A 12623-nucleotide genomic window follows, 5' to 3' on the forward strand; every position below is an offset into this window, starting at 1 on the left:
CTAAGCGCGCTGTTCACGGCCTGCGGCAAAGCGATCCAGGGCACCGGTTTTAGCCAGGGCTTTCACCACGAAGAAACCCAGCGCACCGGCCAAGATAGCGCCGGAGATGTTCAGAGTCACAAAGTAGATGAGCTTGAACTCGAAGGAACGAGCCAGGTTGCCGGAGGTAAACAGCTCCAAGATGAACGCACCCCAGCCAGCTGCCATGCCGGCCAGAATGGATACTCCTAGGCCAAACTTGCGGTACAGGAAGATGGCCAGGATGATTTCCACGCCAATGCCCTGGGCCAAGCCCGAGTACAGGGTGCTAATGCCCCACTGGGAGCCCAGCACCGCAGAAACAGTTGCCGCTAGGACCTCAACATAGATGGCCGCCCCCGGCTTGCGAATAATCAGGCCGCCCAGCACTCCACCAAGAAGCCAAATGCCCGTAGCGATACCGCCGAGGCCTGGAGTCACAGCGTCCATGGCCTCAAACCAGGCATAGCCCACTGCATTCCACCCCAAGAACACAAAGCCACAAGCCACGCCTAGAACAGACGCCACCACAATATCGACCACGCGCCAGTTCAGGCTGCGCTTCGGAGCAGCAGACGCACGTGTATTGGTAGTCATAATTTCCTCCCTCTCGCCGGCATTATCCGGATCAGGTTCAACGGTTCGCCACAACTTCTGTGGCATCTCAGCCCGACACAGCTGCAAAACAGAGCAGCGCGCAAGCACCCGTGAAGTGTGCAATTTTCAATGACTTAGGCCGCACTCCTTTAAAGGTATCTGGCCAAAAGCTGCATTCATACTAGCAAAGCAGTCTAGCGGTGCTCCCTAGACATCGAAACAGCCCCGCCTTCCTATCGTTCAGGAAGGCGGGGCCATTTATATCCCGCGTTAACGCAAATTGATCTGCACGTTAGAAGGTGAAGTCCTCATCCAGCGGGACGGAAGCGCCGGTGAATTCACCGAAGCCGTCATCGCCGTAGATGGAATCGCCGTAAGTCGGAATCGAGTATGCGGCGTTGCGCGCAGCTTCGGTCGGCTTGACGGAGATATTGCGGTAGCGGGAGATACCGGTACCGGCCGGGATGAGCTTACCGATGATGACGTTCTCCTTGAGGCCGATGAGCTTATCGGAGCGCTTGTTAATAGCGGCGTCGGTAAGCACGCGAGTGGTCTCCTGGAAGGATGCAGCGGACAGCCAGGACTCGGTAGCCAAGGAAGCCTTGGTAATACCCATAATCTCCGAGCGCAGCTGAGCCGGTTCGCCGCCTTCTGCGACCTGGGCAGCATTGAGCTGCTTAGCCTCAGAGAGGTCGATAAGGTTACCCGGCAGCAAGTCCGTGGTACCCGCATCGATGACGGTGCCGCGGCGCAGCATCTGGCGGATGATGATCTCGATGTGCTTATCGTGGATAGCCACACCCTGGGTACGGTACACAGCCTGCACCTCATTGATGAGGTGCTGCTCCACGCCACGGCGGCCGAGAACCTCGAGCACGTCGTGCGGGTCAGCCGCACCACGCATCAGACGGTCACCAGTCTCAACATGGTCGCCGTCCTTAAGGGAACGCTCGATCATGGCATCCGGGTTGGACTCCATTGGACGACGGACCTGAGCCAGGCCCTGACGCTTGGAGAGCTTCTCATAGACCACGTCATCAGAGCCGTCATCCGGGGTGATGGTCAAGGTCCAGAAGTTGCCCTCATCGGACAGGGAAACGGTGCCGTCAACGGAGGCGATAGGAGCGCGGTTCTTCGGGTTACGGGCCTCGAAGAGCTCCTGAACACGCGGCAGACCGCCGGTAATATCGCCACCGACACCACCCTGGTGGAACGTACGCATGGTCAGCTGGGTACCCGGCTCACCAATGGACTGTGCAGCCACAATGCCGACAGCCTCGCCGATATCGACGAGCTGGCCGGAAGCCATGGACTTGCCGTAACACTTGGCACATACGCCAGCCGGGGTCTGGCAGGTCAGCACGGAGCGAACCTTGACCTCAGTAACCTTAGCGTCAAGCAGCTTCTGGGTGAGCTCTTCGGTGAGGTCGGAGCCGGCCTCGGCCACAACCTCGCCGTCTTCGCCCTTGACATCGGTAGCCAGCACACGGCCGGATGCGGAGGTCTCCCACAGCTCGGAGAGAACAACCTTATCGCCAGACTCCTCGCCGATTGGGACGCGCACGCCCTGGCGGGTGCCACAGTCTTCTTCGCGGACGATGACGTCCTGGGCCACGTCCACCAGACGACGGGTGAGGTAGCCGGAGTCAGCCGTACGCAGTGCGGTATCGGCCAGACCCTTACGGGAACCGTGGGAGTTATTGAAGTACTCCAGCACGGACAGGCCTTCGCGGAAGGAGGTCTTAATCGGACGGGTGATGTAATCACCGTGCGAGTTCACAACCATGCCCTTCATACCAGCCAGCGTCCAGATCTGACGCATGTTACCGGCCGCACCAGACTTCACAATCATCGGAATCGGGTTGTGATCCGGGTACATGTTCTCGACGGCCTCACCGACGGTATCGGTAGCGTCCTTCCACAGCTCAACCAGGCGGTCGTAGCGCTCGCGCTCGGTCAGAGCGCCCTGCTCCCAGTACTTGCGCTCGATGCGTTCTGCTTCCTTCTCATAAGACTCGAGGATCTCGGTCTTATTCGGCAGAACCAGAACATCAGACATGGTGATGGTCACGCCGGAACGGGTTGCCCAGTAGAAGCCGGCATCCTTCATGTTGTCCAGCACCTGAGCCACGGTGATCATCGGGTATTTATTGGCCAAGTCATTGACCACGTCACCGATGAGAACCTTATTGCCGGAGCCGCCGCCCTTGCGGACCATGATGCCCTCGAGGTACGGGTAGTTCCATGGCAGCAGCTCGTTGAACATGACGCGGCCAATGGTGGTGTAGCCCATCCATGCCTGGCCCTTGGACCAGCCATCTGGGAACTGCTCTTCCTCGATCTCCTTCGGCGGGCGAAGGTGATCGATGCGGACCTTGATCGGAGCCTGCAGGCCAACGGTGCCGCGGTCATAGGCCATGAGAGCCTCGGCGTAGGAGGAGAAGACGCCGGTAGCCGGCTTGTCCTCTTCTGCCTCGTGGTAGCGGCCGTTGCCACCGATCTCATCCTCGGACTTGTCCATGGTCAGGTAGTACAGGCCGGTAACCATGTCCAGACGTGGCATAGCCAGCGGCTTACCGGATGCCGGGGACAGAATGTTGTTGGACGCCAGCATCAAAACGCGGGCCTCAGCCTGTGCCTCAGCGGACAGCGGCAGGTGGACTGCCATCTGGTCGCCGTCGAAGTCGGCGTTGAACGCCTCACAAGCCAGCGGGTGCAGCTGAATAGCCTTACCCTCAACCAGCTTCGGCTCGAAGGCCTGAATACCCAGGCGGTGCAGCGTAGGTGCACGGTTGAGCATCACTGGGTGCTCAGAAATGGCCTGCTCCAGAACGTCCCACACCTCTGAGCGCTGGCGCTCAACCATGCGCTTGGCGGACTTGATGTTCTGGGCATAGTCGTTTTCCACCAAGCGCTTCATAACGAACGGCTTGAATAGCTCGAGCGCCATGAGCTTCGGCAGACCACACTCGTGCAGCTTCAGCTGCGGACCAACGATAATAACGGAACGGCCAGAGTAGTCCACGCGCTTACCCAGCAGGTTCTGGCGGAAGCGGCCCTGCTTGCCCTTGAGCAAGTCAGACAGGGACTTCAACGGACGGTTGCCCGGACCGGTAACCGGACGGCCGCGGCGGCCGTTATCGAAGAGCGCGTCCACAGACTCCTGCAGCATGCGCTTCTCGTTATTCACGATGATCTCTGGCGCACCCAGATCGATCATGCGCTTCAATCGGTTATTGCGGTTGATAACGCGGCGGTAGAGGTCATTCAGGTCAGAGGTAGCAAAGCGACCACCGTCCAGCTGCACCATCGGGCGCAGCTCTGGCGGGATAACCGGGATGGCATCCAGCACCATGCCGGCCGGATCGTTGCCGGAGCGCAGGAAGGCAGCAACAACCTTCAGGCGCTTCAGAGCACGCATCTTCTTCTGGCCCTTGCCATTGTTGATGATCTCGCGCAGTTCCTCGGCCTCAGCCTCGAGGTCGAAGTTGCGGACCAGGGTCTGGATGGCTTCTGCACCCATGCCGCCGGTGAAGTAATCCTCGTAGCGGTCAACCAGCTCTTCGTAGATGGTCTCATCAATGATCATCTGCTTCGGAGCCAGCTTGATGAAGGTGTTCCAGATTTCATCCAAGCGGGCGATCTCCCGCTCGCCGCGCTCGCGGATGTGCTGCATCTCCTTATCGGCAGCGTTTTGTACCTTCTTGCGGGCATCTGCCTTGGCACCGGCTGCTTCCAGCTCAGCCAGGTCAGACTCCAGCTTGGAGGCGCGCTCGGCGATCTCGGACTCGGTATCGTCCTCAACGTCCTTCTTCTCCAGAAGCATTTCTGCTTCCAGGGTGGACTGATCGTTGTGGCGAGCCTCTTCATCCACGGAGGTGATGATATTGGCTGCGAAGTAAATGATGCGCTCGAGATCCTTCGGAGCCAGGTCCAGCAGGTAGCCCAGGCGGGAAGGAACGCCCTTGAAGTACCAGATGTGGGTTACCGGAGCGGCCAGCTCAATGTGACCCATGCGCTCACGGCGAACCTTGGACTTGGTCACCTCAACGCCACAGCGCTCACAGATGATGCCCTTGTAGCGGACGCGCTTGTACTTGCCACAAGCGCACTCCCAGTCACGGGTGGGGCCGAAGATGCGCTCGCAGAAGAGGCCGTCCTTCTCCGGCTTCAGGGTGCGGTAGTTAATGGTCTCGGGCTTTTTGACCTCGCCCTTGGACCAGCGACGAATATCGTCTGCGGTGGCCAGACCGATGCGGAGCTCGTCGAAGAGATTTACGTCAAACACGTAATGTCTCCCTTTCATCCTCGTTGTCGAGGAATTGATGGCTTTCTATGAATGAAACGTTTATGCCCTGCCGCGGGAATTTTCCCCGCGGTGGACCAAGAAACTAACTAGGCGATGTCAGCGGAAGAACCCTCATCGCGGGACAGGTTAATGCCAAGCGATGGGCTATCCATGTCATCGTCATCAGAGCCAGACAGCTCCATCGGCGTGCCGTCGGTGGAGAGAACTTCCACGTTCAGGCACAGGGACTGCAGCTCCTTGAGCAACACCTTGAAGGACTCAGGGATGCCCGGATCTGGAATATTGTCGCCCTTAACAATGGCTTCGTAGACCTTCACGCGGCCGACGACGTCATCGGACTTGATGGTCAGCAGCTCCTGCAGGGTGTAGGCAGCGCCGTATGCCTGCATTGCCCACACCTCCATCTCACCGAAGCGCTGGCCACCGAACTGGGCCTTACCACCCAGCGGCTGCTGGGTAATCATGGAGTAAGGACCAGTGGAGCGGGCGTGAATCTTCTCATCGACCAAGTGGTGCAGCTTGAGCATGTACATGTAGCCGACAGAGATCGGGTACTTGTACGGTTCGCCCGAGCGGCCGTCGAAAAGCGTGGCCTTGCCATGCTCATCCACCAGCACATCGCCGTCGCGGTTCGGACGGGAGGAAGCCAGCAGGCGCTCGATCTCGTGGTTGGTAGCACCATCGAAGACCGGGGTGGCGGTCAAGGAATTCGCAGGAACGTCATAGAGCTCTTCCGGCAGGGTCTTGAGCAGCTCGGCGTTCTTCGGATCCTCGGTATCAACCTTCCAGCCGGCATGTGCCAACCAGCCCAGGTGAACTTCCAGAACCTGGCCGATGTTCATACGACGTGGCACACCGTGGGTGTTCAGGAGGATGTCGACCGGGGTGCCGTCCTCCATGAACGGCATATCCTCTGGCGGCAGAATCTTGCCCACAACGCCCTTGTTGCCGTGGCGGCCGGCCATCTTATCGCCGTCCTGGATCTTGCGCTTCTGGGCCACGTAGACGCGAATCATCTCGTTGACGCCAGGGGCCAGATCGTCATCATCCTCGCGGGAGAAGCGAGCAACGCCAATGACCTTGCCCACCTCACCGTGCGGCACCTTCATGGAGGTATCGCGAACCTCGCGGGCCTTCTCGCCGAAGATCGCGCGCAGCAGGCGCTCCTCCGGGGTCAGCTCGGTCTCACCCTTCGGGGTGACCTTACCCACCAGGATATCGCCGGCGCGGACGTCGGCACCGATGCGGATAATGCCGCGCTCATCCAGGTCGCTCAAGACGTCCTCGGAGACGTTCGGGATCTCGCGGGTGATTTCCTCGGCGCCCAGCTTGGTATCGCGGGCATCGATCTCGTGCTCCTCGATGTGGACGGAGGTCAGGATGTCCTCTTCCACGATGCGCTGGTTGAGGATGATGGCGTCCTCGTAGTTGTGGCCTTCCCACGGCATGAAGGCAACCAGCAGGTTGCGGCCGAGGGACATCTCACCATTGTGGGTACCCGGGCCATCGGCCAGAACCTGGCCGGCCTCTACGCGCTCGCCCATGGAAACCAGCGGGGTCTGGTTGTAGTTGGTGCCCTGGTTGGTGCGCTCGAACTTACGCAGGATGTAGGTATCGCGCTGGCCTTCATCATCCATGATGGTGATGACATCAGCGGTGACGTTTTCGACCACACCGGCCTTCGGGGTGATAACAACGTCGCCAGCGTCGTAAGCAGCGCGCTGCTCCATACCAGTACCCACCAGTGGGGCCTCGGAGCGAACCAGCGGCACGGCCTGCTTCTGCATGTTCGCACCCATCAGAGCACGGTTAGCATCGTCGTGCTCCAAGAACGGAATCATGGCCGTACCCACGGAAACCATCTGGCGCGGGGAGACGTCGACGTAGTCCACACCGGAGGCATCGGTAAGTCCGATATCGCCGTCCTTCAGGCGAACCTCAATACGCTCGCCGGTGAGGTTGCCCTCTGCGTCCTGCTCGACCTCGGCCTGAGCAATAGCGAAGCGGTCCTCTTCATCGGCGGTCAGGTACTCCACCTGGTCGGTGATCTTGCCGTCCACAACCTTGCGGTACGGGGTCTCAATGAAGCCGAAAGCATTCACGCGGGCGTAGGACGCCAGCGCACCAATCAGGCCAATGTTCGGGCCCTCAGGGGTCTCAATCGGGCACATACGGCCGTAGTGAGAAGCGTGAACGTCTCGCACCTCAATGCCGGCGCGCTCACGAGACAGGCCGCCCGGGCCCAGCGCGGACAGGCGGCGCTTGTGGGTCAGGCCGGACAGCGAGTTGTTGTGGTCCATGAACTGAGACAGCTGCGAGGTACCGAAGAACTCGCGGATAGCAGCAGAGACCGGGCGCACGTTAATCAGGGAGGTCGGAGTGATGGACTCCGCGTCCTGGGTGGTCATGCGCTCGCGCACAACGCGCTCCATGCGGGACAGGCCGACGCGAACCTGGTTCTGGATGAGCTCACCCACGGTGCGCAGGCGACGGTTACCAAAGTGGTCGATGTCATCCGTGTGCAGGGAGATCATCTCACCGTTCGGTGCCTTCATCTCGCGCTCGCCTACGTGCAGGCGGACCAGGTACTCGAGGGTGACGGCAATGTCTTCCTCGGTCAGGGTCATCAGACCATCGTGGTCGCCGCCGAGCCCCAGCTTGCGGTTGACCTTGTAGCGGCCGACCTTAGCCAGGTCGTAACGCTTTGCACGGAAGAAGGAGTTATCCAGCAAGGACTGAGCCAGCTCGCGGGTGGGCTGCTCGCCTGGGCGCTGCTTGCGGTAAATCTCCAGCAGTGCCTCATCGGTGTTCGCTACACCGTCAGACTCCAGGGTGGACATCATGAGCTCGGAGAAGCCGAAGCGATCCCTGATCTGCTCCTCGCTCCAGCCCAGTGCCTTAAGCAGCACGGTTACCGGTTGGCGGCGCTTGCGGTCAATGCGCACGCCAACGGTGTCGCGCTTGTCGACGTCGAACTCCAACCATGCACCGCGAGAAGGAATAACCTTCACGGAGTGCAGCGGGCGCTCGGTGGACTTATCGATCGAGCGATCGAAGTAGACGCCCGGGGAGCGCACCAGCTGAGAGACGACGACGCGCTCGGTGCCGTTCACGATGAACGTGCCCATATCCGTCATGATCGGGAAATCGCCGATGAAGACGGTCTGCGACTTAATCTCTTGGGTGTCGTTATTAATAAACTCTGCGGTCACGTACAGCGGCGCGGAGTAGTTGATGTCCTTTTCCTTGCACTCATCCACGGTGTTCTTCACCGGTTCAAAGCGCGGCTCCGACAAGGACAGGGACATATTGCCTGAGTAGTCCTCAATCGGCGAGAGCTCTTCGAGGATGTCCTCGAGGCCGCTCGTCACGCGGGCGTCATCGCCGCGCTCAGCCTGCTCGCGCTCGCGCCATTCTGGCGAGCCGACGAGCCAAGCAAAGGAATCAAGTTGTACGTCAAGGAGACCCGGCAGGGCGATAGGCTCGCTGATTTTTGCAAACGAGTATCGCTTCGGGGCTCCGGGGATATTGGCCACTGACTTGGTCTGGCGGGAGACTGCCAAGATGGGTCCTTCCAGCACCTCACGCGGATTGCCTGCTCGCCCTGGCCGACGAGCCGCAAAACCGCTGGTAATTCTAGCATTCGGTCTGCTGTGGAGTGTCTGGGTTCAGAATGCACAAAATCACCTTGTCAAGTCGGTTTTGCCATCACCGGCCTGAAAGGCTAAATGTGCACCGAAGATCCAGATTCCAGCGCAACGAAACAGCTTATAGGAAAAGACCTGCCATGTAAAGACACACCACTCTTGGGGCGTGTCGCTACCGCGCTAGGGGGCAAGCTCGTGCTCGCCGCGGCGCTAACGCGTCCATGCCGCACCACTGTGCGCGACAACCACCGAGCACCCTACCACTAAATTCTCGCCACACCGCAAACCTGGTGGCGAATTAGTCTATTAACTGGGCTTTTAGCGGCTGGCTGGAACCGCATTGCCGCCGACACGTCCGCGGTTATGGCGCGAGCGGGCGTGTTTGTTCTTGCCGCCAAATAGGCCGAGTGCACCAATGATTCCCAGCAACGTCAGAAGCGCACCCACACCGATGATCACCCAGCGGATGATTTCCGCCACGCGGTCGCGCGGGAATTCCTTGGCTTCCTTCAGCAGTTCCTGTTGATCTTCAGCGGAGGTGGAACCATTAAAGACGAAAGCGCGCTCGCGGCCCACGCCCTCGCGGTCCGCGTAGTAATCATCGATATCCATATCCATGCCCACCACCAGGCCAGTCTCCTGATCCACGTAGAAGTCGCGGCTACCGGAGTGGGTCAGGTAGCCTTGCTCCTCGCCGCCGCCTTCCTTGGGCAGGCTGGTGGTATTGCCATCGGCCGCATAAAGCTGCGCCACGTTAATCGGTTCGATTTCCTGGTGATAGCGGTAGACCGTGCGCCCATCCATCGTGGTCTCTTCTTCAAAGACGGCATCGACGGCCTTGCGCAGGGTCGGGTCAAAGACCGGGTAGTTGGTCTTTTCCGCATCAGCCGGGAACTTAAGCCAGTAGCCATCCACCGTTACTTTGTCCGAAGGCGTAGCAAGCGTATGGCTAAGCGACGCCTCCCCCAGAGCCTCACCACTCAAGCGGTCCACCGGGTAGCTCCACACCTGGGCCTGGCTTAGGTCATTGAGGCCCTCACCGTCGCCACGCATGCGGGTTTCGCCAATGCGCAAGGTGGCCTTCTCCTCGTCCGAGGGCTCTTGGATATCCATGTTGATCTGGTAGGTCATGGGGCCCGAATACGGCTGTGTGCCGTCCTTGGACAGCTGCTGCGAATCCGCAGAATCATCGTGCAGTGTCCACGTACTGTTTTTCAGGTTCAACGGCAGCCGCGGGGAGTAATCCAAAAACGCCGGCGCCACAATACCGGCGGCGATGAGCGCGACGCCGAGGCCTAGGAGCAGGACGGAAAAAATGCGGGACTTGGGCAGCATGGGGGCTAATTCTACAGCCCGTAGCGGAGATTCCTTGTTTCTACAGGCCCCGCTACGCCGGATTGATTTTTAAGCTGTGTGCTTATTCCAAGCAACGATGCTGCTCGTATCCATGGTTTGGCGCGCGCACCAAAGATCAAACTCTTCCTGCAATCCCAGCCAGAACTCTGCCGAATTGCCAAAATAGGCAGAAAGACGAAGCGCCATTTCCGCACTAATCCCAATGCGCCCACGGACCAGCTTGGAAATTTGGGATTTGGAGCTAAAAATATCCCTTGCTAAGCGGTATTGACTAAGTCCGAGCGGTTCCAGAAACTCCTCGCGCAGGACCTCCCCAGGGTGTGGAACGGGGACGATATCCGAGGATTTTCCCCCTTATTTGTGATAATCGATGAAGTCAACGTCCACAGCTCCTTTTCCTGTCCACCGGAAGACTACTCTCCACTGCGCGTTAACGCGGATGGAAAAAATCCGTCCCACTGCCCTTTCAGCCTCTCTAGGTGATTCGCTGGTGGAATCCTCAAATCGGCAAGAGAGGCTGCTCGGTCAATCATGATGAGTCTGCGGCGCAGTATTCTTCGCAGTTCAGGGGGCACGTACTTTGGCGCCTTACCATCTGTGTGAAAGCGCTCTAAGCTACCCCTCCTGAACGCCACAATGCCATAGTGTCATACTTTGACACTATTGACCATTGCTGCACTCCACGCACTGCGCTCGCAAACACAAAACGAGGAAACCCCCAGCTCCCACCGCACGCGGCGGTAAGAGTGGGGGTTTGAAAGCGTAAAGCTCAGTGAAATTACTTGAGCTCGACGGAAGCGCCAGCCTCTTCCAGCTTGGTCTTAGCAGCCTCAGCGTCGTCCTTGGAAGCGCCCTCGAGGATAGCCTTAGGAGCACCCTCGACCATTTCCTTAGCTTCCTTCAGGCCCAGGCCGGAGACGATCTCGCGGACAGCCTTAATAACGCCAATCTTCTTAGCGCCAGCGTCGGTCAGAACGACGTCGAACTCGGTCTTCTCCTCAGCGGCACCAGCGCCGCCCTCAGCCGGAGCGCCAGCTGCGACAGCAGCAACCGGAGCAGCAGCCTCAACGTCGAATACCTCTTCAAATTCCTTAACGAACTCGGACAGTTCGATGAGGGTCATTTCCTTGAAAGCTTCAATGAGCTCGTCCTTGGTGAGCTTAGCCATGATGGCAAGTCCTTTCTGTGTTGTGTGTGCGCTGCGCGTGATTTATGCGGCGCACACGGTGTTGTAATTGTGCGTCTTTTGTGACGACTTAAGCTTCTGCTTCCTTCTTGTCCTGCAAGGCTGCGACGGTGCGTACAGCCTTGGTTGCAGGAGCGTTGAAGAGAGCGGCAGCCTTCGCCATAGAACCCTTCATAGCGCCAGCCAGCTTTGCGAGGGTGGTCTCGCGGTTATCCAGCTTGGCGATGGCCTCAACCTGGTCGGCAGACAGTGCGTTGCCGTCCATATAGCCACCCTTGATGATGAGTGCCTTGTTGTCATCAGCGAACTTGGTGATGACCTTCGCAGCATCCACTGCCTCGCCCTTGATGAACGCAATTGCGGTCGGGCCAGTCAGCAAATCATCAAGACCTTCGATGCCAGCTTCCTTGGCAGCGATCTTGAAAAGGGTGTTCTTGGCGACGGAGTATTCAACGTCAAAGCCCAGATCGTTACGCAGCTCTTGCAGCTGGGATACGGTCAGGCCGCGGTACTCGGTCAATACAACAGAGTTAGCGCCAGCCAGCTTCTCCTTCAGCTCTGCCAGGTCTGCAGTGTTCTTTGGGTTTGCCATTGTCTCTCGCCTCCTTCCAAAACATCTCTTTTATTATTCCGCCGGGGCCTTCCTCGCTTCGGTTGCTCGAAACAACAAAAGCCCCGTGCAAGAGCACAGGGCGCGCGACATAAGAGAATGCCGCGAATAATCGCAAAGTGTCTCCTGCGTGGGCCGCCTCCTAGGATGGAGAACCTTCGATCCAAATGGATGACCAACGGTCTTCGGTGAACTTTGACTCGGCCGTGATGTGGCCGTTCAAACTTCGAGGAAAACACTACCTCCCCACCCGCGGTTTCTCCAAATCGCCGTTTTCGCCGCGTAGGATAGCCGCCATGACCTGCGCCTGCACGATAACTAGGCCCTTTCCCGCGCGTCCGAGGCCGCTGCGCGAGGTCGATGCCACCGTCAAGGAAACCCTGGCCTCCCAGGGCATGAACTGGCCCCCAAAAGTTGGACTGGTTTAATTCTAGGTGGTTAGGGGTTCAAGGGTCTGATTCCGATAGTGCATCGGGGTCAGGCCCTTGAGTCGTTGTTGGATGCGTTCGGTGTTGTACCACTGGATGTACTCGTCGATCGCTTGGTTGAAGTCCTCGACGGTGTCGAAGACTTCCCCGTGGTACATCTCGGTTTTCAAGTGGCCGAAGAAGTTCTCCATTACTGCGTTGTCGTAGCAGTTGGCTTTTCGCGACATTGACTGGACACCACCGTTGTCACTGATCAGGTTACGCCAGGAGGAATGCTGGTACTGGAATCCTTGATCGGTGTGCATCATCCACCCAGGCTTCGGCGCACAGGCTGCAATCGCCTTAGTCAAGGATTCGGCGGTAAACGCTGCCGTCGGCGATGTAGCTACGGTGTGAGCGACGATTGAGCGGTCGAACAAGTCCATCACTGGTGACAAATACACTTTTCGGCCTGCGACCCTAAACTCGGTGA

The 12623-nt window shown here is 58.8% G+C and carries 8 protein-coding genes, 1 pseudogene and 1 riboswitch; all 9 genes and pseudogenes read right to left on the minus strand.

The window, feature by feature from the left end; genetic code table 11:
• The gene (locus tag RAE04_RS03680; RefSeq protein WP_294165755.1) at nucleotides 1–615 is read right to left on the minus strand and encodes an ECF transporter S component; all 615 of its coding nucleotides are present in this window, start codon (nucleotides 613–615) and stop codon (nucleotides 1–3) included.
• Nucleotides 605–737, minus strand: a riboswitch (TPP riboswitch). It overlaps the preceding gene by 11 nt.
• A gap of 170 nt (nucleotides 738–907) precedes the next feature.
• On the minus strand, nucleotides 908–4903 hold the full coding sequence (locus RAE04_RS03685) for a DNA-directed RNA polymerase subunit beta' (RefSeq protein WP_317026455.1): 3996 nt from the start codon (nucleotides 4901–4903) through the stop codon (nucleotides 908–910).
• Nucleotides 4904–5010: 107 nt separating this feature from the next.
• Nucleotides 5011–8505 (minus strand): DNA-directed RNA polymerase subunit beta, encoded by a 3495-nt coding sequence (locus RAE04_RS03690; protein WP_239278141.1) that lies wholly within the window; start codon nucleotides 8503–8505, stop codon nucleotides 5011–5013.
• Nucleotides 8506–8889: 384 nt separating this feature from the next.
• Nucleotides 8890–9906, minus strand: coding sequence for a DUF3068 domain-containing protein (locus RAE04_RS03695; protein WP_317026456.1), 1017 nt, complete (start codon nucleotides 9904–9906; stop codon nucleotides 8890–8892).
• Nucleotides 9907–9975: 69 nt separating this feature from the next.
• Nucleotides 9976–10263, minus strand: coding sequence for a HigA family addiction module antitoxin (locus RAE04_RS03700; protein WP_308768356.1), 288 nt, complete (start codon nucleotides 10261–10263; stop codon nucleotides 9976–9978).
• 18 nt (nucleotides 10264–10281) lie between these two features.
• Nucleotides 10282–10562, minus strand: a pseudogene (locus RAE04_RS03710) (type II toxin-antitoxin system RelE/ParE family toxin).
• A 143-nt stretch (nucleotides 10563–10705) separates the two neighbouring features.
• Entirely contained in the window at nucleotides 10706–11095 is a 390-nt protein-coding gene (rplL, locus tag RAE04_RS03715; RefSeq protein ID WP_005322882.1) for a 50S ribosomal protein L7/L12, read from the minus strand.
• Between the two features lie 88 nt (nucleotides 11096–11183).
• Nucleotides 11184–11705 (minus strand): 50S ribosomal protein L10, encoded by a 522-nt coding sequence (gene rplJ / locus RAE04_RS03720; protein ID WP_005322886.1) that lies wholly within the window; start codon nucleotides 11703–11705, stop codon nucleotides 11184–11186.
• A 448-nt stretch (nucleotides 11706–12153) separates the two neighbouring features.
• The coding region (locus tag RAE04_RS03725; RefSeq protein WP_317026457.1) for an IS3 family transposase at nucleotides 12154–12623 on the minus strand (470 nt) is incomplete at its 5' end.

It is taken from the genome of Corynebacterium sp. CTNIH16 (genome assembly GCF_032821655.1).
GTDB lineage: Bacteria > Actinomycetota > Actinomycetes > Mycobacteriales > Mycobacteriaceae > Corynebacterium > Corynebacterium marquesiae.

Bases quoted from the DNA above. Each gene is read 5' to 3' on its own strand.
- RAE04_RS03695 (WP_317026456.1), bottom strand. From the start codon at position 9,906: ATGCTGCCCAAGTCCCGCATTTTTTCCGTCCTGCTCCTAGGCCTCGGC.
- RAE04_RS03680 (WP_294165755.1), bottom strand. From the start codon at position 615: ATGACTACCAATACACGTGCGTCTGCTGCTCCGAAGCGCAGCCTGAAC.
- rplJ (WP_005322886.1), bottom strand. From the start codon at position 11,705: ATGGCAAACCCAAAGAACACTGCAGACCTGGCAGAGCTGAAGGAGAAG.
- rplL (WP_005322882.1), bottom strand. From the start codon at position 11,095: ATGGCTAAGCTCACCAAGGACGAGCTCATTGAAGCTTTCAAGGAAATG.